Source organism: Deltaproteobacteria bacterium (assembly GCA_035063765.1).
Lineage (GTDB): Bacteria > Myxococcota_A > UBA9160 > UBA9160 > PR03 > CAADGG01.
In genome coordinates this window covers 58,634-78,959 of record JAPSFT010000022.1, presented here as the reverse complement: position 1 = coordinate 78,959, position 20,326 = coordinate 58,634, and the positions used below count along the sequence as shown (strand labels likewise).

At 71.6% G+C, this 20,326-nt stretch carries 18 protein-coding genes and 2 pseudogenes; 11 read left to right on the top strand and 9 right to left on the bottom strand.

Annotated elements, in window-relative coordinates:
* The 3 genes from OZ948_15885 to OZ948_15875 all read left to right on the top strand — a co-directional run.
* Positions 1-311: hypothetical protein (locus tag OZ948_15885; GenBank protein ID MEB2346205.1), on the top strand; the 311-nt coding region annotated here is incomplete at its 5' end.
* A gap of 80 nt (positions 312-391) precedes the next feature.
* The gene (locus tag OZ948_15880) at positions 392-1,123 is read left to right on the top strand and encodes a hypothetical protein (GenBank protein MEB2346204.1); all 732 of its coding nucleotides are present in this window, start codon (positions 392-394) and stop codon (positions 1,121-1,123) included.
* A gap of 899 nt (positions 1,124-2,022) precedes the next feature.
* Positions 2,023-2,550, top strand: coding sequence for a hypothetical protein (locus OZ948_15875; GenBank protein MEB2346203.1), 528 nt, complete (start codon positions 2,023-2,025; stop codon positions 2,548-2,550).
* A 116-nt stretch (positions 2,551-2,666) separates the two neighbouring features.
* On the opposite strand, the gene OZ948_15870 is transcribed toward OZ948_15875, so the two are convergent.
* Both OZ948_15870 and OZ948_15865 read right to left on the bottom strand, forming a co-directional pair.
* Complete coding sequence (locus tag OZ948_15870) at positions 2,667-2,972, bottom strand: HdeA/HdeB family chaperone (GenBank protein MEB2346202.1); 306 nt, start codon at positions 2,970-2,972, stop codon at positions 2,667-2,669.
* A 165-nt stretch (positions 2,973-3,137) separates the two neighbouring features.
* Positions 3,138-4,157: a C45 family autoproteolytic acyltransferase/hydrolase gene (locus tag OZ948_15865; GenBank protein MEB2346201.1), complete on the bottom strand. Its 1,020-nt coding sequence runs from the start codon at positions 4,155-4,157 to the stop codon at positions 3,138-3,140.
* A 214-nt stretch (positions 4,158-4,371) separates the two neighbouring features.
* On the opposite strand from OZ948_15865, the pseudogene OZ948_15860 reads away from it, so the two are divergent.
* A pseudogene (locus OZ948_15860) lies at positions 4,372-5,226 on the top strand (endoglucanase A).
* A gap of 799 nt (positions 5,227-6,025) precedes the next feature.
* On the opposite strand, the gene OZ948_15855 reads toward OZ948_15860, so the two are convergent.
* From OZ948_15855 to OZ948_15845, 3 genes are read right to left on the bottom strand one after another with little or no spacing between them, the layout of a single operon-like run.
* Positions 6,026-7,705, bottom strand: a complete 1,680-nt coding sequence (locus OZ948_15855) for a fatty acid CoA ligase family protein (protein MEB2346200.1) — start codon at positions 7,703-7,705, stop codon at positions 6,026-6,028.
* Positions 7,702-8,583 (bottom strand): alpha/beta hydrolase, encoded by an 882-nt coding sequence (locus tag OZ948_15850; protein ID MEB2346199.1) that lies wholly within the window; start codon positions 8,581-8,583, stop codon positions 7,702-7,704. Before OZ948_15850 ends, OZ948_15855 begins: the two co-directional genes overlap by 4 nt.
* A 2-nt stretch (positions 8,584-8,585) precedes the next feature.
* Positions 8,586-9,257 carry a TetR/AcrR family transcriptional regulator gene (locus OZ948_15845; GenBank protein ID MEB2346198.1) on the bottom strand — a complete coding sequence of 224 codons (672 nt, stop codon included), beginning with the start codon at positions 9,255-9,257 and terminating at the stop codon, positions 8,586-8,588.
* A gap of 195 nt (positions 9,258-9,452) precedes the next feature.
* Here OZ948_15845 and OZ948_15840 point away from each other — a divergent pair, with 195 nt between their 5' ends.
* Positions 9,453-10,904, top strand: coding sequence for a hypothetical protein (locus OZ948_15840; protein MEB2346197.1), 1,452 nt, complete (start codon positions 9,453-9,455; stop codon positions 10,902-10,904).
* 51 nt (positions 10,905-10,955) lie between these two features.
* On the opposite strand, the gene OZ948_15835 is transcribed toward OZ948_15840, so the two are convergent.
* Positions 10,956-11,792, bottom strand: coding sequence for a transporter substrate-binding domain-containing protein (locus OZ948_15835; GenBank protein MEB2346196.1), 837 nt, complete (start codon positions 11,790-11,792; stop codon positions 10,956-10,958).
* A 130-nt stretch (positions 11,793-11,922) separates the two neighbouring features.
* Here OZ948_15835 and OZ948_15830 point away from each other — a divergent pair, with 130 nt between their 5' ends.
* Positions 11,923-12,990 carry a DUF4136 domain-containing protein gene (locus OZ948_15830; GenBank protein ID MEB2346195.1) on the top strand — a complete coding sequence of 356 codons (1,068 nt, stop codon included), beginning with the start codon at positions 11,923-11,925 and terminating at the stop codon, positions 12,988-12,990.
* A gap of 143 nt (positions 12,991-13,133) precedes the next feature.
* On the opposite strand, the gene OZ948_15825 is transcribed toward OZ948_15830, so the two are convergent.
* Positions 13,134-13,541 carry a hypothetical protein gene (locus OZ948_15825; protein MEB2346194.1) on the bottom strand — a complete coding sequence of 136 codons (408 nt, stop codon included), beginning with the start codon at positions 13,539-13,541 and terminating at the stop codon, positions 13,134-13,136.
* 30 nt (positions 13,542-13,571) lie between these two features.
* Here OZ948_15825 and OZ948_15820 point away from each other — a divergent pair, with 30 nt between their 5' ends.
* From OZ948_15820 to OZ948_15805, 4 genes are all read left to right on the top strand, one after another.
* On the top strand, positions 13,572-14,204 hold the full coding sequence (locus OZ948_15820) for a hypothetical protein (protein ID MEB2346193.1): 633 nt from the start codon (positions 13,572-13,574) through the stop codon (positions 14,202-14,204).
* Positions 14,201-14,740: a hypothetical protein gene (locus tag OZ948_15815; GenBank protein MEB2346192.1), complete on the top strand. Its 540-nt coding sequence runs from the start codon at positions 14,201-14,203 to the stop codon at positions 14,738-14,740. Before OZ948_15820 ends, OZ948_15815 begins: the two co-directional genes overlap by 4 nt.
* A gap of 408 nt (positions 14,741-15,148) precedes the next feature.
* The gene (locus OZ948_15810) at positions 15,149-15,841 is read left to right on the top strand and encodes a hypothetical protein (GenBank protein ID MEB2346191.1); all 693 of its coding nucleotides are present in this window, start codon (positions 15,149-15,151) and stop codon (positions 15,839-15,841) included.
* Positions 15,838-16,311 carry a helix-turn-helix transcriptional regulator gene (locus OZ948_15805; GenBank protein MEB2346190.1) on the top strand — a complete coding sequence of 158 codons (474 nt, stop codon included), beginning with the start codon at positions 15,838-15,840 and terminating at the stop codon, positions 16,309-16,311. The genes OZ948_15810 and OZ948_15805 overlap by 4 nt, the downstream gene beginning before the upstream one ends.
* Before the next feature lie 587 nt (positions 16,312-16,898).
* Here the strand turns inward: OZ948_15805 and OZ948_15800 are convergent.
* Positions 16,899-18,230: a GDSL-type esterase/lipase family protein gene (locus OZ948_15800; protein ID MEB2346189.1), complete on the bottom strand. Its 1,332-nt coding sequence runs from the start codon at positions 18,228-18,230 to the stop codon at positions 16,899-16,901.
* A 232-nt stretch (positions 18,231-18,462) separates the two neighbouring features.
* Between OZ948_15800 and OZ948_15795 the strand changes: the two genes are divergently transcribed.
* A complete protein-coding gene (locus OZ948_15795; GenBank protein MEB2346188.1) occupies positions 18,463-19,671 on the top strand; it encodes a tyrosine-type recombinase/integrase in 1,209 nt (402 codons plus the stop codon).
* A gap of 65 nt (positions 19,672-19,736) precedes the next feature.
* On the opposite strand, the pseudogene OZ948_15790 reads toward OZ948_15795, so the two are convergent.
* Positions 19,737-20,275: pseudogene (locus OZ948_15790) on the bottom strand (enoyl-CoA hydratase-related protein).
* Between the last annotated feature and the right edge of the window lie 51 nt (positions 20,276-20,326).

Here is a 20,326-nt window from a genome sequence, read left to right as displayed (position 1 = left end):
CGGCCCACGTCCGAAGCTACGAGCGGGGGCGCCACACCACGTGCGCCGAGCACATGCCGAAGGCGCACCAGAGGCACCTCGCCTGGACGCCCTCGCGGCTCGTGCACTGGGCGAAGAGCATCGGGCCCGGCACGGCGGCCCTCGTCGAAGCGATCCTCGCCGAGCGCCCGCACCCCGAGCAGGGCTACCGCTCGTGCCTCGGCATCCTGCGGCTCGCCAAGCGCGTCGGCTGCGCCGTGTATGCTGCCAGATCGAGATCGCGCTGGCGGCCGCTGTCGAACCGCACGTGGCTCACGGCGGACGGGAGCTAGACGTGGATCCATTGTGCGGCACCGAGGTATCCCACCAGTTGCGGTGCGCATGCCGTCTGGATAGAAGCGAGCGTGACTCCATGGGCCGCCTGCCGGGTATCAGCCTCGACCTTTCCCTTTGCGGAGCGACGTCGCGCGGAGAGGTCTTGCAATGGGAGGCACGCCGAGTCACTGCTGTCGCGCGGAAGCTCGGAGTCCCCCTGCCAACGAGCGACATCTCGAGCCAACGGCAGGCGCTACTCGATGCGAAACTCTCGTTCGGATCCGATCGCTTGCGCCGTCGTCTCGCTTCTGAGGTCCGCTGGTCCGATCGCATGGCGCATGCGATGGTCGCGATCCGTCCTGCAGCGCGTCGCACGAGTGTCTGCCGGATTCGAGCCGATAGCGGAACGGCCACTGAGTTCAGTGCTTGGCTCACCGAACGCATGTCAGTCGGCGACGCCGCCGCGTTGCTGGGTGCATGCCCCGATCACTACGTCATCGAGCAGTCCGCCGATAGAGGCCAGGTCGTTCTCGAGACGACCGGCGGGAGCCCCCTCGCGGCGCTTTTCTACATCGACTACGAGGACGTTTCGTCGCTTGTCACACCGGCTGACCCTGCCTTTTCGTACCAGATTGCGGGGGTGGCGCGCGCCGAGGACGGTGCTCCGATAGGGGGCGTGCGCCACCAATTCAGGGACGTGGACACAGGGGGGTTCGAAGGCTGTCTCACGGTGGAGTTTCCGCGATTCTCACTTCCGTTCATGCTCCGCGAGCATGAGTGGCACCTCGCGTGCGAATTCTCGAACTGGATCGAAGCCTCCCTCCAGTGAAGGTGGCGGCCAACACCCATGAACCCCTCGCGTCAACAGCCAGAACGCTGTCCTCCGGCTGCGGCCTCGCCCCCGGGCTTCTTCCTCCGGCTCGTGTCTTCCGCTTCGTCTTCGCTTCCGTCGTCGCCGCAGTGTCTCCTGGAACCCGCGCTCAACCCCTGTCGAGCTCACGCCGATCGCATTGCGATGCGGCGGGGAGGCTTGCGGCCTCCGTGCGGCCTCCGCGTCCTGGAACTGGGGCACAGCCAGTCCTCCGCCACGAACAGCGATGGTGCACTCACCAACCTGGCGGCCTTCGTGCGGCAGCTCGATGAGTTCATGCTCGAGAGGTCCGTGCGTCCTCGCCTCGAGGGCACCTACGGCACGTACCTGGAGCTTCGGGCCCACGGTCGGGAGGTCATCGTGTCGCTCCTCGTGGGCTCCGCCTCTGGCGCGGCCGAGTTCGAGCTCTCGGGCTCCTTCGCAGTCGAAGCAGGCGCGCTGCCTGCGGCTCTGGAGGCAGCGGAGCGTCTGCAGGAAGCACCCGACCACCAGTAGGAAGCGCGCCGAGAAGGGCGCCGGGAGCAGGGCTCCCGCTGGAGCCGCCTGCCCCCCACTGCGCGGCCGGGCGCGATCATCCGCGAGGGAGCCGGCGATGCCGGAGAGATCGGGAAGCCCTCGAAGGTCACCGGGTGGTGGTTCTTCCCGTCACGCGAACCCGACGGCCACGGAGTCGTGCAGCCGACGGTTGCGAGCCGGGGGGAGCGCCAGCATTCTGCGCTGCGCGGCATGGTAGGCTACGCGGGCGTCCGCTGCGGAACGGAGGCCCGCCCGCCGCGAAGGTGGCGTTCGCCCCCGAGGTCGTGCGCGCACCCGAGCGATCGAGCCAGGACTCGTCGCGCATTCCGAGGAGGATCTCCATGTCTCTCGCCGTCGATCCGATTCCGAAGCCGTTCTCCGTCGGCATCCTGCTCGCGCTCCTGGCGATCCTGCTCGGCTTCGGCCTGGGCGGCGTCTTCGGCGCCGCCGAAGACCAGATCAAGCAGGTGCTCGAGAGCTCGGGCACCGCCGTGCTCGACACGGTGTACCACGGTGACGTCGCCAAGAAGGACGCGGTCGTCGCCAAGTCGTGGGAGTACCTGCAGCGCGCCCACCTACACGGCGGAGCCATCGGCACCGCCGCCATGGCGGCGATCGCCGCATTGGTCCTCCTGAGCCGGCGCGGGCTGCTGGCCTGCCTGAGCGCACTGGCCTTCGGAGCCGGCGCTCTGCTCTACTCCTCCTTCTGGCTCTGGGCCGCGTTGAAGGCGCCCGGCCTCGGGAGCACCGGCGCCGCGAAGGAGGCGCTCGAGTTCATCGCCGTACCCGGGGCGGGCCTGTCGATGCTCGGCGCGGCGGGGACGCTCCTGGTCGTCGCACGCGACGCGCTGCTGGCGGGGCGGGCCTAGAGGGCCCGAGGAGGTCGCTCCCGCTGCGGGCCCGGGCTGGGCATGCCGGCGGCACGCAGGTACGGCGCAGGCGCGCCCCACCGGCAGCCGGCGGGGCGGTCCTCGAACGCCCGCTGCTAGAGATGCTTCTTCAGCTTCTGCCAGAGCGTTTCCTTGGGCGTCGCCTTGCAGTCGTCGACGAGCTCGCCGATCGGCTGGCCGAACTTGTCGAGCGCGACCGTACCGACCGCAGCCTCGTTCCGGGCTTCTGCGTAGCCGTCGACCCAGTACGCGATCCGGTTCTGGTCGTCGGGATTCATCGCGAGGAACTCCTCGCACGTGATCTCGTCGACCTTCTTCTCGGCCGCCTGTGCGGGCGGCGCCGTCACGAACGAGCCGAGCCCGAGGCCGATGGCTGCGGCGCTGGCGATCCAGATCCTCATGGCGTCCCTCCTGGGGGGGGTCCGTCCGCACGGGCCGGTCCCCGGACGAGTCTTGCCGATCGAGCAGGCTTGTCATCCAACGGCAGGAGGAAGGCACGCGCGCGGGTCCGATCGCGGGACGGCTCCACCCCGGGGACGTCGGCAGTCGTAGGGTGCCCCCCCCGATCAGGCCCCGGCGGCGGTCTCGATGGTGCGTAGCGGAGCCTCGGGATCGGGCCCCCGCCGCACGTGGAGACGGCGCTCCCGGAGCTCCATCGCGACCGTCGCCACCGTTCCGACGGTGACTCCCGGCACCCGATCGAGCGGCGCGTAGGCGCGGCAGATCGGATGCTTCGCGTCGGCGCGATCGGCGAGGAAGCCGAGCAGATCGTCGAAGGAACCGACGCCTCGTTCGAGCGCGCGGGCCCGCTCGAGCCGTGCGCACGAGTTCTCGAAGAACGGGCCGCCGGTCGAAGCGTCCGCGCCGACGTGGTTGGTGTGCGCGAAGGGGAGGTCGCGGATCGGCGTCCACAGCCGGCGCCGGCCGAGCCAGGTGACGTCGAAGCCGCCGTCGTGCGCGCTCCCGACGAGGACGTTCGCCGCACGGCCCATCCCGGCGTCGTCGGCGCGCTTGCGAGCGGCGGCGAGATCGTGCTGGTGGAGGAGGTCCCGGAGCACGACGTGCACGGGGACGCCGTCGAGCGGGCCCGGCGCGTAGACGAAGTTCAGGCACACCCCGATCCCCGCCGAGTTGCAGCCGATCTTCCCGACGATCCCGGGCTCGGTAAGCGTGGCGAGCCGCATCCCGTCGCGCGTCTCGATCCGCAGCACGGCGACGAGGGGCTCGAGCAGGGCGAGCCAGTCCCAGTTCTGCCCGAGCACCCCGGCGCGCGGAGCGAAGAGCGCCGTGCAGCCATCGGAGACGCCCGCCATGAGCTCGCTGCGGGCGTTGAGGACGTGGATCCGATACGGCTCGACGCGCGCGCCCTCGGCGATGCCCTCGATCTCGTCGGCGAGCTCGGGCGAGAAGGCGCGGATCCGCAGCGCGACGGCAGCGCCCGCGGCGCGCAGCTCGGCGTCGCTGCGCGCGAGCGCGATCGAGTAGATGCCGAGCGTCGAAGCGATCCGGTCGCGGAGCGCCTCGCCGTGGCCGCGGCCGATCTCACGCGGGGTCCCGCGAAGCTCGACCACGGGGATCTCGCTCATCCGGCTCGTCCTCCCGGTGGCCCGGCGGCGGGCGGCCCGGCGATCGAGGGTCGCGCGGATCGCGGGGATCGTCGAGCGGCCCGTCGCGCGGAGCCCCAGCGCGAGGGCATCGCGAGCGACGGGGAAGCCCGCGTGCGCCGCGGCACCCGCGGGCTCGGGTCCCGCTCGCGGCGTGCCGATGAGAGCAGCGGCCCGCCGGGCCGAGAGGAGTTGCATGCGGATCGCGCCCTGGCTGCTCGTTGCGGGCCTTGCGGCACCGGCCGCGGCCGACGTCTCGTTCCTCGTCGACGCGACCCAGGACGTCGCGCCGATCTCGCCCTTCGTGTACGGCGTGAACCGCCCCCTCGAGGGTGCCTTCGCCGCGGCCACCCTGACGCGGCTCGGTGGCAACCGCTGGACCGCCTACAACTGGGAGAACAACGCATCGAACGCGGGGACCGACTGGCTGAACCAGAACGACGGCCTGCTCTCGGCGAGCGACGCGCCCGGCGAGGCGGTGCGCCCGTCGATCGCGGCCGCGCGCGAGCGGGGCGCCGGGATCCTGGTGACGGTGCCGATCGCGGGCTACGTCGCCGCCGACAAGCAGGGCGGCGGCGACGTCGCCCAGACGCCGGACTACCTGCAGACCCGCTTCCGGCAGTCGCTACCCGCCAAGGGCGCCCCCTTCGCGCTGGCGCCGGACGCGGGTGACGGCTTCGTCTACCAGGACGAGTTCGTGCACTGGGTCGCGCAGAGCTTCCCCGGCGCCTACGACCCTGCGCACCCCGTCTTCTACTCCCTCGACAACGAGCCCGACCTCTGGTCGAGCACCCACGTGCGCATCCACCCCGACCCGCTCACCTACGCGGAGCTCGTGCAGCGCACGATCGCCTTCGCGTCCGCGGTCAAGGCCGTGAGCCCGCAGGCGCTCGTCTTCGGCCCCGTGAACTACGGCTGGCACGGGTACCTGACCCTGCAGGACGCGCCCGACGCCGCGGGCCGCGACTTCCAGGAGGTCTGGCTGGCGGCGGTGGCGGAGGCGTCGCAAGGCTTCGGCGCGCCGCTCGTCGACGTGCTCGACGTGCACTGGTATCCCGAGGCGCAGGGCGGGGGCGTGCGCGTCACCGGCAGCGACACGAGCGCAGCGGTGGTGGCCGCGCGCCTGCAGGCGCCGCGCTCGCTGTGGGACCCGAGCTACACGGAGACGAGCTGGATCACCGAGTACTCGACCCTCGGCCCGGTCCGCCTGCTGCCGCGCCTGCGCGACAAGATCGACACGCACGCACCGGGCATGAAGCTCGCGGTCACCGAGTACAACTACGGAGGCGGGGGGCACATCTCGGGCGGGATCGCCCAGGCGGACGTGCTCGGCATCTTCGGGCGCGAGGGCGTGTTCGCCGCGGCGGAGTGGCCGCTCGCCGAGGACGAGTCGTTCATCGGCGCGGCCTTCCGGATGTACCGGGACTTCGACGGCGCGGGTGCGCACTTCGGTGACCAATCGATCCGAGCGACGACGAGCGACGTCGCCGCCAGCTCCGTCTACGCGAGCCTCGACTCGGGGGACCCGGAGCGCCTCGTGGTGATCGCGATCAACAAGACCGGCACGCCCCTCCCTGCGAGCTTCGCCGTGACGACCCCGGGCGGCCGCCCGATCGCGAGCGCGATTGTCCATCGGCTCACGGCCGCCGCCGCCGAGCCGGTCGCGGCCGGTGCGCTCGCGCCGCCCGACCCCGGCCACCTGGCCGACCTCCTGCCCGCGTACAGCGTCAGCACGATCGAGCTCACGCTTCCCGAGCCGGCGGGCGGCAGCGCCGCCGTGGGCGCCGCTCTCGGCCTCGTGGCGCTCGCGCGCGCGAGGCGGGGCCGATCCAGCCGGGCGGAGGAGCGGTTCAGGACCTCGGACGTTGCGCCGCCGCCCAGCGCGCCAGGGCGGGGCGCTCGATCTTCGAGTTGTGCCGCGGATCGACCGGCAACGCCTTCGGGAACAGCACGTCGCGAATCGGCCGGGTGAGCGGGCGCGACGCCGCGAGCGCGAGCAGCTCCGCGCGCAGCGTGGCCTCGGGCGTTTCGGTCGCCTCCGGCCGGCGCTCGACGCACAGCACCGCCCGCTCGTACGCCCCGTCCGGAACGCCGACGAGCCCGCTCCGCCGTACCGCCGGATGCGCGTCGAAGATCGGCTCGCACTGCAGCGAGAAGAGCGGCCCCTCCGCGCTGCGCACGCGCTGGCCGACGCGGCCGCAGTACCAGAAGCGGCCGGCCTCGTCGAGGTAGCCGGCGTCTCCGATCCGGTGCCAGATCTCGCCGTTCGATCCCGTCACCTTGTTCTTGCGGGTGGCGTCCTCGTCGCGGAAGTAGGCCGGGCTCACGTGCGCGCTTCGCACGATCAGCTCGCCGATCTCACCGGCGGGAAGCGTCTCGGTGTCCTCGAGCGAGGCGATCGGGCCGTCCGACAACCGCACCACGCGCAGCGTGACGCCACGGAAGGGACGCCCGACGCAGAGGCCGGCCCCCTCCCGGGTCCTCGCCCAGGTCTCCTCGAGCGCCTCGCGCGCGCTGATCTCGGTCGAGGGAAGCGCCTCGGTTGCTCCGTAGTTGGCGAAGACCTCGCCGCGCCCGCCCATCATGCGGCGCAGTGCCTCCATCACGGCGGCGAAGATCGGCGCACCCCCCCCGATGACGCGCTCGAGCGTCGGCGTCTCGATACCGTGGGCGGCGGCGTGACGCGCCAGGTTCTCGAGCAGCACGGGCGAGGCGAAACACGAGCGCACGCCGCAGTCGTTGATCACCTCGAGGAGCGCGGCGGGGTCGGCCGTGGCGGGCGTCTCCCGCACAAAGTCGATGGGCGGCACCACCATGGTTCCACGGCCGACCAGGCCGATCAGGGAGAAGGCCGGGAAGATCGCCATGTCGACGGGGACCCCCGCGGTCGCGTCGAAACGCCAGCTCTCGCGCACGACGCGGTAGAGATGGGCGTAGTGGCGGTGGAGGTAGAGCGCGGGCTTCGCGGGCCCGGTGCTCCCGGTCGTGTAGAAGATCGTGCAGGGATCGTCGGGCCCGACCGCTGCCGGGGTCGGCTCCGCCGCCGGCGCCCGGCGCAGCGACGCCAGCGTGCGCGCGCCCGGAAAGCGGCCGTTCACGACCACGAGCTTGCGCAGCGTCCGGGGTCCCCAGCCGAAGACCAGGCGTCCGAGGTGGACGACCGGCAGCCCGACGAAGGCCTCGGGCTCGATCCGCCGCAGTCGCTCGGCCACGTTGCGGTAGCCGACCGAAGGGTCGATCCAGATCGTCATGGCGCCGACGCGCGCGAGCGCGAGCATGGCCACGCTCGCCTCGTAGCTCGGCGGCGCCATGAAGACCGTGCGCGTGCGCTCGCGGATACCCATCTCGCGCAGGCCAGGCGCGACCGACTCGACGTCCGCCGAGAGGCGAGCGTAGGAGAAGCGGCGATAGCGGCGTCTGCCGTCCGCTCCACGCCCCGCCGGCTCCACGACCGCTGTCCGCTCGGGATCGCTGCGGGCCACTTCGAGCGCGAGCCCCGCTACGTCGAACACGTCCTGCGGGAAGATCACGCGCGGGCCGCCTGCTCCGAGCGCGACGTCGCTGCCGGGCGCGCGCTCTCGGCGAGGAACTCGCGGACGATCGTCGCGACCTCCTCGGGGCGCTCCAGCATCGGCAGGTGCCCGCAGCCGGCGAGCCACTCGGCGCGCTGTGGGCGCAGCGTCGCGTTCAGGCGCCGGCCGGCGCGCGCCGACAGGACCTTGTTCTCGGTGCCCCAGATCGTGCAGATCGGGGGGAAGTCCGGCCCGGGCGTGAGGCGATCGAGCGCGTCGTAGTGCTCGAGGTCGTCGAGCGCGCCGAGCAGCGAGCGGAGCTGGCCGGGGCTGGTCTGGCACGCACAGAGCTCCTCGCTGCGCTGCACGCCCCGGGCGCGGCCGCGCGCGCCGAGCTGGAAGCGCAGCGACTGCGTGCCGAGGAAGCGGCCGAGGCGGAGCCCGCCCAGACGCCGGTAGAGCGCCCGCGAAGGGCCGGGGGCGAGCCGGCGCAGGCGCAACAGCCAGCCGAGCCAGCCAGCCGAGAAGGTGGCGGCGGTGAGCGGGTTCACGAGCACCAGCGCGCTCAGGTCGTGCGGGCGGCGGGCCGCGAGGCCGAGCGACATGGCGCTCCCCATGCAGTTGCCGACCAGGCTCGGGCGCACGAGCCGCTGGGCGTCGACGAAGGCGCCGAGGATCTCGATGTAGCGCTCCAGTGTGTAGCCGCTCTCAGGCTTCGCGGAGGCGCCGTAGCCGAGCAGATCGATCGCAAAGATCTCGTGGTCCGGCTCGAGGGCAGCGGCGACCTCGTCCCAGATCGCGTGGGACGTGCCGCCGTTGTGCAGGAGCACCACCGGCGGGCCCTGCCCCCGCCGCTCGAAGCGAATCGCGTCACCACGGTGCTCGAATGTCTCCATGGCTAGGACCTCCGCCGTGTCGGGGGGCGCACGCGCGGGCGCGCGGGCGGCTCGAAGGGCCGCAGCGTCTGGCGTACGAGCTGCGCGATCGGGGCGCGCAGCGTGCCGACGCGAGCCATCCGGCGCATGGCGACGTGGGCCGTGACGATCGAGATCAGGGCATGGACGAGCGCGGTGCACGCGAAACGTGCCGCGTCCGTCCCCGCTCCGAACGTCGCGGCGACCAGCTCCGCCACGGTCTCCTGTGCCCGCATGCGGCGAGCGAGCACGACGGGACCGGCCGCGAGCGCCTCGATCAGGAACACCTTCGCGCCCGCCGGCTCCGCGGCCACCCGGTCGAGGTACGCGCCGACCATCCGCTCCACCCGCTCGGCGGGGGACCCGGGGGGCTCGAGCGCCGCGCGCAGCTCGTCGATCAGGATCCGCGTCGCCGCGTCGTAGGCCGCGCAGAAGCAGTCCTCCTTGTCGGCGAACTGCTCGTAGAAGGTCCGGCGCGAGACCGAGGCGCGAGCGATCACCTCGGCCACCGAGGCACCGGCGTACCCGAGCTCGGCCGCAGCCTCGACCATGGCCTCGAGCATGCGCCCGCGTTGCGACGCGGCCACCTCGGCGCGGCTCAGCTTGTGCTGCCCGCGCCGGAGGGGCGTGTACCGGGTGGAGCGCACGGACGCCATGGCCCGGAAGATACAGAAAAACATCGCTGTACCCAAAGGCCCCGAGGTGATAGGGTGCAATCGGGCTTCGCCCTCGCCCAGCGCTGGCCCCGCCGGCCTCGAATCCGCCTCGAATCCGCCTCGAACCGGGCTCGAGCCGGGCTCGAGCCGGGCTCGAACCGGCCGCGAACCGGGCTCGAAACGCCGAGGTGCCTCATGTCGTTGCGATTCCGTCCCTGGCTCGTGGTCGCTGCCTTCGGAGTCCTCCTGCTCGCCAGCCCGGCGCGCGCCCAGTGCCCGGTCGAGGGCTGCCGCGAGTACCTCGGCAAGGGGACCAGGGGCTCGTACTTCCGCATCCTCGTTCCGGAGAACTGGGACGGCGACCTCTTCCTGGTGAACCACGGCCTCGAGCTCGACGAGCTCACGATCGCGCCACACAACGCGTGCCGAGCTCAGGTCACGAAGGCATGCACGGTCGACGCGGACTGCGCGGGCATCGGGCCGGGAGTGTGCAACAAGATCTCGATGCTCGGGTTCGAGCAGTTCCTGCCGATGGGCAAGGCGGTCGCCGCGTCGACCTTCAGCCAGATCGGCTGGGCCGCGTTCCAGAGCCGCTTCGACTTGAAGGACGTGATCCGCTTCATGAGGAGCCGGCGAGGCCCGGGGCGCCCGAAGCGCGTGATCGTCACCGGGCCGTCGGGCGGTGGCGCGGTCACGGTGGACGCCACGATGCGCCTCGAGCCGGGCAAGTGGATCCACGGCGCACTCCCGTACTGCTCCGCCTCCGCCGGCGGTCTGCCCACGGTGGATACCGCCACCGACATCCGGCTGGTGTACGACTACCTGTGCGACGACGTGCCGGGCGGCCGGCTCGAGAGCCCCCCGGACGTCGGCGACCCGAACCATTCGACCTCCGACCAGCTGCAGTTCGCGCTGACCGTGAACACCTGCCTCGGCGTTCTCTTCCCGAGCAGCGACCCGGTGGAGGCTGCGGCGCAGGGCGAGCGGCTCGCGACGTTCCGCGAGCTGACCCGCTTTCCAACGGGCGGCTTCCCGGTCGTGCACGTGCTCGGCTTCTCGGTCTTCGCGATGGGGGACTTCGTGCACGACCGCGAACGCCTGCACGGCCGCCGTCCCGGCTGGAACACCACGGCGGACTACGCGCGCGTCCTGGGCGGGCCGGAAGCCGCCGCCTTTGCGGCGGCCGTGGAGCGCCTGCGTCGGGGGCCCGGCCGCTCGAAGATGCGGAGGAACACGGAGATCGACTTCACCCGCGGGCCCGGTGGACGGGTGGACTATCCGATCCTCTCGTTCTCGGGCCGGGATGACTACATCGCGCTGCCGGAGTTCCAGAAGCTCTACCACGACGCGGCCCGGATCGGTGGCAAGGACCACGTGATGATCTGGGGCAGCGCGCCAGGCCACTGCAACTTCACGCCCTTCGAGATGCGGGCCGTGGTGGAGGAGTACCTCGAGTGGCTCGACTCCTACGGCACGTGCGACGAGGACGAGCCGACCGGCGAGGAGGTCCTCGCGCGCTGCCTGGGCCTGCCCGGCGCGTCTCCTGCAAAGTGCAACTTCGACACCGGGTTCGAGCCGGGGGCGCTGCGCGACCGCCTTCCCGCGCGCCCGGACTGGCCCGAGGCCGGCCTGCACCCCCAGCGCTGAGGACCTCCCGGTGCGGCGCTCGGGCCGCCTCCGCTCGCTCGTAGGCGCCTGCTACGGAAGCTGCTCGACCCAGTCCCCGCGCTCCAGCCAGCGCGCGCGGATCGCGCTCAGCACGCCGCTCGTCTCGAGCGTGCTCAGGGCGGTGTCGAGATAGCGCGCGAGCAAGGGGTCGCCGGCAGGGGCGGCGAGCGCGATCGGCTCGAGCGTCAGCGTGGTCCGCGTCGACGCGAGCCGCTCCTTCGGGTGCAGGAAGACCGAGAGCGCGACGACCTCGCGATCCGCGACGACCGCGGCGACCTCGTCCGCGAGCAGCAGCTTCACGGCCTCGTCGTAGTCGTCGGTGGTCACGAGCTTCGCCTTCGGCAGCCGTGTGCGGACGAACTGCTCGCTCGTGGAGCCCTTCAGCACCGCGAGCGTGAGCTTCTCCTGGTCGAGCGCGGCGGCGTCCTCGAGCTGCGCGAGGCGCGCCGAGCGTGTCAGGATCGCCTTGCCCGAGAGGTAGTACGGCCCCACGAAGGCGACCCGCTGGCTGCGCTCGGGCGTCGCGGTCACGCCCGAGAGGACGACGTCGACCTGCCCTGCCGCGAGCGCACCGAGCAGCTCGGCGAAGGGCTTGCGCACGATCTGGAGGTCGGCTCCCATCAGGTCGGCCAGGGCGTTGGCGAGGTCCACCTCGAGGCCGACCGTCTCCCCGCCCTTGCTCGCGAAGTTGAGCGGCGGCTGGCTGCCCGACATGCCCACGCGCAGCGTCCCACTCGACGCGATGCGCGCGAGGCCCGGAGAGCCGGTGGCGTCCTCGGCCCCGGCAGGACCGGCGGCCGGGCCCAGCCCGAGGGCGCAGACGGCAAAGGCCAGGATTCCGAACCGGACGGCGACCGATCGAGCCACGCGATCCTCCTCCCGAAGCGCTCCGCACACGAAGGCCGGAGCGGACCGGCACCATAGCAGCTGTCTCCCTGCCGCGATCGCTCTGCTCGCGGGCTGCGCGCGACGGCGAGCAGGCTAGAGTAAGCCGCCCATGGCGAGTCCCGCGCTCCCGATCCGATCGCTCCGCCACGCCCGGCGCCTGCTGCGCACGGCGGCCGCCGTGCTCGCGCTGCTCCCGGCGTGCGCGTGGAACCCCTGGATCCCCGGCGAGCGCAAGTGGAACCCGGACATCGTCGTCGATCCGGGCGCACTCGCCGACCCGCTCGCGCTCGACACGCGCCACGTAGACACTCTGTCGTGCTACACGCCTCTGTGCTCGAAGCGCTTCCGCGTCGTCGTGACGGAGGCCGGCACGCTCGCGCTGAGCCTGATCCCCGAGCTCCGGAGCAGCGACGCGCAGGTGCGGATCGTGCTCGAGGGGATCGAAGGCGTGCTCGGCGGGGCCGGCACCGGCCGCGGCCCGCACACCGACGTGCCCGCCCTGGCCGTGAGCGAGCGCGTCGGCGCCGGCGTCTACTTCGTCCTGATCGAGGCCCTGGGCGGCCCGGTTCCCTACCAGCTCACGGCGCGGCTCACGCCGGGTGCGGGCCCGGCGCCGCCGCCGGCGCGCCGGCCGCGGCCCGCCGAGGAGGCGCCAGCGACGCTCGTCGCCGTGCCGGAGGCCAGCAGGAGCGTCCGCGCCGGCTACGACCCGCGCGCGACGATCCCCGCACGCGGGTCGTTCTCCTTCCCGGCGCCGGCCGCCCCCGGCGACGAGCACCGCCCCGGGGCACCGGTCGAGAGCCCCCTCGACCGCGTGATCCGTCGCTCGATCGCCGACGAGCTCGAGCGCCGCGGCTTCCACCAGGCCTCGGGCGGCGAGACCGCCGAGCTGCTCGTCGGCTTCTCGAGCAAGGACGTCAACCGCGACTTCTACGGCCTCTTCTCGCTCTACGATCGCTACGGCTTCGGGATCGACACGAACGCCTGGGCGCTCGGCAGCCGCGTCGCGACGCGCTCCGTGCTCGTCCTCGACATCGTGGACGCGCAGAGCGAGCGGCTGGCGTGGCATGCGGTGGTCACGACGGGGCTCGGCCCCGGCATCACGCCGGGTGCACACACCGAGGCGGTGTGGCGCCAGGCGGTCACCGAAGCGCTGCTCGGGTTTCCGCCGAACTGAGTCGCGACGGCCGGCTGCGTCCGCGCGGAGAGGACGACGAGCCAGATCGTCTCGGCCACGTGCGCGGTGGCGCTGTCCGGGATGGCGGAGAGTGGCGAGGCGGGCGATCCGGGTCCATCACCGGAAGAGGCCCCGCCTCTCGCTCACGATCGCGATCGGGAAGGGCCGAGCGGGACGCGAGAGCGGCGCGCGGCGAGCAGGAGCGCGAGCGTCGAGCCGCTCGCGAGCCCCCCGAGCGTGTCCGGCTCGGGCGCGAGTTCGACAGCGCCGATGTCGCAGCGTGCGTCGCCGTCGCCGTCGAGATCGAAGGGTCGAGTGACGCCGCGCTGATCGCGCGCGGGGCACGCGCTCGAACGGAACCTGACGTTCCGGAACGCGGCCTGGCCCATGGGCCAAACGACGTAGTGGTGGTGGTACCGATCGTCCCCCTCGAAGGTCGTTCGCGCGAACGCGTCGGGCGGCTGGGTCCGGACGACGTCGGAGCCGTCGCGCTGCGCCGAGAAGGTGGAGTCCTCGACGACGAGCGAACCGCGCGCCTCGATCGCGCTCACGGCGTACACCTCTCCACCCGCTACCACCGTGTGTCGGAGCGTTGCCTCCGCTTCCGCATCGAGGTCGATCGCACCGTTGGCTCCCAGATCCCCGCGGTTGTCGCGCAGCGCCGCGTGGTCGAGCGCCCGCACGCCCTCCGTGTCGAAGCGGATCGCGCCGCCGTCGAAGGCGAAGCCGTTGCGGATGGTGAGGTCGTCGGGACGCTGCGCGATCTCGAGAGCGTGATCGAGATGCCGGACTTCGCGATCGGCTCCGCCGTGGGGGTGGCGGTGCCCGACGCGCCGTTCCGCGACGCGATCGCGTGCGGCGCTGCGAGCAGTCCGGGCTCGGCCCGGAGGACCTCCACCTGGCCGGGTCTCCGATCTCTCGATGGCGCGAACTCGACCGGTACGGAAACATCGGCCTGTGCAGGCCGGGTGATCGCGAGGGACTGGCGCGCGGCGGCGCCGCCGCGCTGGGCGGGCCGCATCCCGGCCAACCCGAGCGGCGGTTTCACGGGCTTCGGCGAGGGGGTGCCGGCGCAAGCGGTCACGCAGGCCTGCGAGCGGACGTGGCAGCTTCGGGGACGGGTCCAGGGACGTCAGATGGAGGGTGCACGCGTGGGGATTGCGATCGACCGGGGTCTGCTCGGACACGGCTCGTCGCTGCGGGGACAGTCATGAGGCGCCTGCTCCTGCTCGCGCTCGCAGGCTTCGTCCTGGTGCCGCCGCAGCCGGCGGCCGCGAACGGTCGCAAGGGCAACCGCGACGAGGCGATCCGGATCTGCGCGCACGAGATGTCCGACCGCTTCGGGGGCGGGCGCGTCACCGTGGAAGAGGTCCATCGCGTGAGCCGGCGCGGTAGCCGGCTCGCGGTCTACGCGCGCATGCGGGTCTCGCGGCCCGGGCGCGACGTCACGCGCGACGTCGACTGCGCGGTCGAGTTCTCGGGCTCCAACCGGGTGGTCGCCTTCTCGGTGGACCGCGACTACACCTCGGGCGGCGGCTGGGGCTGGGGCGACGAAGGTGGCGGCCGCGAGCGCGCGAGCCGGCTCTGCTGGCGCGAGGCGGAGTCGGTCGGCTACCCGGTGCGCCGGATCCTCGGCGTGCAGCCCGCCGAGCGCGGCGGCTGGCTCGTCGCGATGGCGGTCGGCCACAACGACCAGGTGCGCTGCTGGTACCGCAACGGCGTGCGCGGTCTGAGCTACGACCGGCGCTGAGCGTCGCCCGGCGCAGGCTTCCGCGCGACCTCTCGACCCGCGAGCGCTCCGACCGCCGGGCGATCCAGGACCTGCTGGTTCGCCACCGCCGCGCAGACGCCGGCGCTGCCCTCCGCGACCCAGATCCCCGCGCACCTGGCCGCCGAGGTCGTGAAGTGGAGCCGCACCGGCGGCGACCCGGGGCGCCTCGCGCAGCCGGCGCTTGCCGACGAGGGCACAGCCGACACGTTCTCGTGTGGGACGGCGTGCGGGACGCGGTCGACCGGCCCGACGAGGGGAAGGGGCCGGTGCGCGCCCAGATCGAGGCGGGGCGCCTGGCGTCACGGGTCTTCTCGGCGCCGATCCGCCCGCTTTTCGCCCTGCTCGCAGCCTGGCCACGATCCCTCTGATCAGATATGATAATGCGCAATGGTGAAACCGAGCCCGATCCTCCGGCAGGTGCTGGCGTCGGCTGCCCGGCTGCAAGAGGTCGTTCCGGACGCCGTGCTCGTCGGAGGCTCTGCCGCCGCTCTGCACGCCGGACACCGTGACTCGTTCGACCACGACCACGTGCTGGCCGACCTCGTCGATCGCTATCAGGAGATCCTCGAGGCGGTGGAGGCGACCGAGGGCTGGGCGACCTCGGTGCGCGCCTCGAAGCCGCCGTTCACGATCATGGGAAGCCTGGGTGGCGTCGAGGCCGGGCTTCGCCAGATGCGCCGGCAGCGACCGCTCGAGACCTGCGAGATCGAGCTGGGCGACGGGGCCGTGGTCGTCGCACCCACCGCCGCCGAGGCCCTGCGCGTGAAGGCCTATCTCGTGGTGCAACGCAACGTCGTGCGCGACTACCTCGACGTGGTGGCCCTGGCGGATCATCTCGGAGAAGACGCCGCCGTCGAGGTCCTCTCGGACATCGACGCCTACTATGTCGATCGATCCGGCGAAGCGGGGTCCGTGCTCACCTCGCTCGTCGCCGCACTCGCCGATCCGCAGCCGCGCGACACCGACGTGACCCGCGAGCTGCCTCGCTACAAAGGGCTCGACGCGCGGTGGCACGAGTGGGAGGACGTCGTCGCCGCCTGCCGCGGGCTGGCGCTTCGCTTGGCCGGAGCCACGGGATGAGCCTCGAATTCCGCAACGTCGATGCGTCGCCGACCGACGATGTCCGCAGCTGGCCCTACGAGGCGCTCGTTGCCATCGTCGACCGCGGCCTGGTCGCCGATTGGAAGCCGGTGTTCGACGAGATCCGCCGCTCACCCTGGGGCTCGGTCGCCCGCCGTGTGGAGCGCTACCTCTCCTATCGCGAGCACGACGGCATCGGCGTCCTGTTCGCACTGGCGATCGAGCATGCACGGACCCGGGCCGACGAATCCGACCGGGCCGATGTCGCCGCCCAGATCCGCGCCGCGGTCGAACGATCCGGACTCACGAACGCCCAGTTCGCCGAACTCGTCGGCACGAGTGCCTCGCGGCTCAGCACCTATCTGAGTGGCAAGGTCACCCCGTCGGCCGCCCTGCTGCGGCGCATGGAACGCGCGGCCTCGCGAAGCCCACTGTCGGATCGGAGCGGAAGCAAGGCGCGAGGGAAGTGACCAGCCTGACCACCTCGAAAAGGCCACCAACACCCTGTCGCGACACCGGATGTCGCTCGAGGAAGTCGCCACGACGTGGCGGGTCGAGGCGCACGGCGCGGTCGGTCGCGAGCAGCGGGTTGCCGCGGATCCGCTCGATGGTCTCGACGGCGGCCGTGCGACGCCGCGCGACACGATGCCTCGTCGGGACGCGCGGCGCCGCTGCAGCGCAATCGCCGCGAGCGTCGCGGCGGCGCCGAGCGCCGGCGACACTGGCTCCGGCGCGTTGATCCAGTCGATCCCTTCCTCGCCCTCGAAGGTCACGTCGGTGAGCGGGGTCCCGTCCGTCGCGGGCGGCTGGGTGTGCACCGAGATCGCGGCTACGGGCCGCTCGCAAGGCGCGCGACCGAGCCATGGCCGTCGCCATGGGGAGGGGGCGCAACGCTGCGAGCGGCCCGTAGCCGCGATCGAATGCAGGCGAACTTCCGAGACAGGGCACTAGGACGTGATCGTCGGCGCCTTCCGGCGGGACGGATCCCTTGCTCGGTATTTCGAGACCGAGAGGCGTTGTGACCGTCTTCACCATCGGTCAGTTTCGCGCAGCGACCTCATTGCGCGCTGCTCGGCTCTTGAGCGTGCGAAATCGCGTCGGTTACGACTGCTTCGATCTCGGCCGCCGCGATCCGGTGACCTGCCGCCGTCCAATGCATGTCGAACGAGTAATAGAGACTTTCGGGCCCTTTGTACTCACGGAACGCGGGGAACATGTCGACGAGTCGCAAACCCTGCGCGCGTGCGAACGCTGCGATACGGTACCGGCTTGCGTCGGAGACGGTGGAGCCGGGGCGCACGAATCGCACTCGGCCTTGTTCCCAGGCCGAGTCGTTGACCTGATGTCCCCACGGATAGATGCTGAGAACGAGCTCGATTCCGCGCTCGTCCGCGTAACGCTTCATCGCAAGAACGCTGTCGAAAAGGTCGTTCCATTGCTGGTCGCGGTTCGTCGTGTCGCTGGCCAGCGTGTGGCGAAGTAGCTCATAGTTCGGGTTGACCACCGTGTTTTGCACGGTGAAAGCTCGTTCCTCTTTCTCGCGCAGCGAGAACATGACCAGGCGCGTCACCAGCAGATGGTTGTTGACGGCGCGTTTCAGTGCCGATCCCCAGTTCGCGGGGCCCTTCTTTTTCTCGGGCGCCCTTACGGCAACGATTTCGCCGGCTTCGTTGCGCGTCGCCAGCGCTCGGTAGGCCTGCTCCTGAATGAGATCGCTCATGTCGATGTTGAGCACGACGAGGTCGGGTTCGAGCACGGGCGCGAGCTCCACGAGCTGGAGGTGCTCGAGGATCGGGGCGTAGCTGTCGACGCCGCCGTTCAGAACCTCGACGACGCGCGAGTGAGTGCCGTTCGACGCCTTCTTGTTCAGCGATTGCTGAATCAGCACGGAAAACGTCTCGTCCTCGGCGACGCCGTAGCCCATCGTGAACGAGTCGCCCAGCATGAGGATGCGATACGTGCCGGCAGGCTTCGGCGTAGCTATCGGCGCGCCGCGCAGGCCGAGGTCGTTGACCTTCTGGGTGTACACGAAGTCGTAGGTCTCGACTGTCGAGGTCTTGCCGGGCTCCAGCCGATGATGGAAGTGGTCGTCGCGCACGATGGCGGGGGAGAGCGCGCCGATGACGATTATCCCGCCGATGACGTCCACCAGAATGTAAGCCACGGCGGATGAAACGAGCACGAGCCAGGCGTTGACAGTGGCCGCTGCGAGCCGCGTGCGCAGAGCGAACGCCGACAACGCGCTGAACCCGACGAAAATGGCGAGCACGAGCAGCGTGAACTTCCCGACCGTGGTCAAAGGCCGTGGGTTCAGCAGATAGCGGTCCAAGAGGGAGAGCGCCAGCAGTGTAGAGCTGACGACCAACGCTGCCTTGGTCAAAGATTTCACGGGCCCTCTCCATCGAACCCACGCTGTTGCTGCTGGACCGATCGATCGCATCGGGCCGAGCTTCTCAAGCTCGTGCACACCGAGAACAGCGGCGATCCTGTCCGCCGCGCACCCACCCTCGCTTCGCCGCCGACCGGTGACGCTGTTCGTCGCAGTTTGCTTGCATCGACGACTCCATGGCGAAGCACACAGCGGGCAGAGTCGGAGTTCTGCCCGTGCGAAGTATAGACCCGTGCCGGTTACGCGGGGCTGGTCGGAGCGATGGCTCACCGAAGCGCGCGGCGAGATCGGCGAGCACACGTGGCGGACCTATCGGACGGAGGCGAGAGCCCTCCAGCGGCGCATCGGCGAACGGCGGCTGGATCGAATCACCGTCTCCGATCTGATCGAGCTGCGCCGCGACTTGAAGCGCCTGGGTCGCTCGGAGCGGACGGTCCGCAACCGCCTCGCCTGCCTGCGGCTGCTGATCCGCGATGCGCGCCTGGCAGGACTCGTCGAGTCGAGCCCCTTCGACGTGCCGCTGCCGCGGCGGCGGACGAAGCACGACCGCCAGCAGGTGCAGAGCAAGCGGATCACCTTCCGGCCCCTCGTTGCCGCGGAGCTGGAGCGATTGCTCGAGGTCCTGCGCAGCCCACGAGACGCCACGGAGCGGATGTGGTTCCCGCTGACGGAGCTGCTCGTGCTGACGGGCCTGCGCTGGGGCGAGGGTGCGGGCCTCCGCTGGCCGGACGTGTCGGAGCGCGGCGGCCTGGTCCACGTGCAGCGCACCGTGGCGCGCGGCGGCCGGGTCGAGCCGACGAAGACGGGGGCGAGCTGGACGATCCCCCTGCGCGGGCCACTCGCCGATCTCCTCCGCCGCCAGCGCGCGCTCTCCTACTTCGGCCTCACCGAGAGCTGGGTCTTCCCGAACCGCGGCGGCGGGGCGCTCGACTACCACAACTGGCGCCACCGCGGCTGGCAGCGAGTCCTCGACCGCGCCGGCGTGAGCCCGCGCGAGGGCGACGCCCAGAAGGCGCTCCGCCGCAGCCACATCACGAGCGCCCTCGTCTGCAGCCGCAACCCGAAGCTCGTCGCCGCCGAGCTGGGCCACGCCACGAGCCAGATGGTCGTCAGCAACTACGACTCGTTGCTGGATCCGCGCACCTGGCCCGAGCCCGAGGAGATCGACCGCCTGCGCTCGATCTACGGCTGGCAGGCAATGGAACCGCTCGGCGTCGTGGCACCCCATGGAGACTCACCGGGTGTCACCGAGGAAGTGCCGAACGATGCGACTTCGGAAGTGAGCGGACCGGCTCGCGGCCGGAGGCGGTGCGGTGCAACGGCGCGGGAGGGCGAGGCGCGGGCGGAGGAGCCCGAGACGGGGAACGTGTGCGCGAGACTCAACTGCAGGGTTGACCGCCATCATGGAAGGGCGAACAAGCGGTGGATCGAGCGCCGATAGCTACCCGTTATGGAAAAGCCCTCCGGGGAGTGGGCTCCAAGCCGGCAGGGTGCCACCCATCCTGGCGCCTCCTGCGCGGTGACGTGTCCCCCGGTGAGCAGGATCTCGGCGGCGAGCGTGTAGGGGATCTGGCGGCGCAGCCGCACGCTGCTGCCGCCGAGCGGGAAGAGCCCGCGTCGCGCCTCGGTGACGCCGAAGACCGCGCCCTCGCCGGCGACGCGGATGTCCGTGCCCTGCAGGATCTCGGTGCCGCCCGCCACCGCGAAGCCCTCGACCGCGGCGAGGATCGGCTTCATCGGGCGGTTGTGGCGAAGCAACGAAGCAACGCCTGCCAGTGCAGGTCCGGCACCTCCGCCATCAGCTTCTGGAACTCGTCGTCGCGCTCGCCGCCGCCCATCGCCTTCAGGTCGGCGCCGGCGCAGAAGACGTCGCCGCGGCCGGTCAGGATCGCGACGCGCAGCTCGGGGTCGGCGTCGAGCGTGCGCCACGCGCGGTACATGCCGGCCAGCATTCCGGAGGAGAGCGCGTTGCGCGCCTCGGGGCGGTTCAACGTGACGACGAGGACGTGGCCCTCGCGCTCGACGAGACAGTGCTCGGGGTTCATCGCGCTCCTGCTCCCATCCCGTCCGGGCGGGGCGCTATCGAAGCCTCCGGG

What these genes read in the sequence shown, in the direction of transcription:
- OZ948_15840 (MEB2346197.1), top strand. Translation starts at nt 9,453, where the DNA reads ATGTCGTTGCGATTCCGTCCCTGGCTCGTGGTCGCTGCCTTCGGAGTC.
- OZ948_15850 (MEB2346199.1), bottom strand. Translation starts at nt 8,583, where the DNA reads ATGGAGACATTCGAGCACCGTGGTGACGCGATTCGCTTCGAGCGGCGG.
- OZ948_15875 (MEB2346203.1), top strand. Translation starts at nt 2,023, where the DNA reads ATGTCTCTCGCCGTCGATCCGATTCCGAAGCCGTTCTCCGTCGGCATC.
- OZ948_15810 (MEB2346191.1), top strand. Translation starts at nt 15,149, where the DNA reads ATGGTGAAACCGAGCCCGATCCTCCGGCAGGTGCTGGCGTCGGCTGCC.
- OZ948_15815 (MEB2346192.1), top strand. Translation starts at nt 14,201, where the DNA reads ATGAGGCGCCTGCTCCTGCTCGCGCTCGCAGGCTTCGTCCTGGTGCCG.
- OZ948_15805 (MEB2346190.1), top strand. Translation starts at nt 15,838, where the DNA reads ATGAGCCTCGAATTCCGCAACGTCGATGCGTCGCCGACCGACGATGTC.
- OZ948_15880 (MEB2346204.1), top strand. Translation starts at nt 392, where the DNA reads ATGGGCCGCCTGCCGGGTATCAGCCTCGACCTTTCCCTTTGCGGAGCG.
- OZ948_15865 (MEB2346201.1), bottom strand. Translation starts at nt 4,157, where the DNA reads ATGAGCGAGATCCCCGTGGTCGAGCTTCGCGGGACCCCGCGTGAGATC.
- OZ948_15830 (MEB2346195.1), top strand. Translation starts at nt 11,923, where the DNA reads ATGGCGAGTCCCGCGCTCCCGATCCGATCGCTCCGCCACGCCCGGCGC.
- OZ948_15845 (MEB2346198.1), bottom strand. Translation starts at nt 9,257, where the DNA reads ATGGCGTCCGTGCGCTCCACCCGGTACACGCCCCTCCGGCGCGGGCAG.
- OZ948_15870 (MEB2346202.1), bottom strand. Translation starts at nt 2,972, where the DNA reads ATGAGGATCTGGATCGCCAGCGCCGCAGCCATCGGCCTCGGGCTCGGC.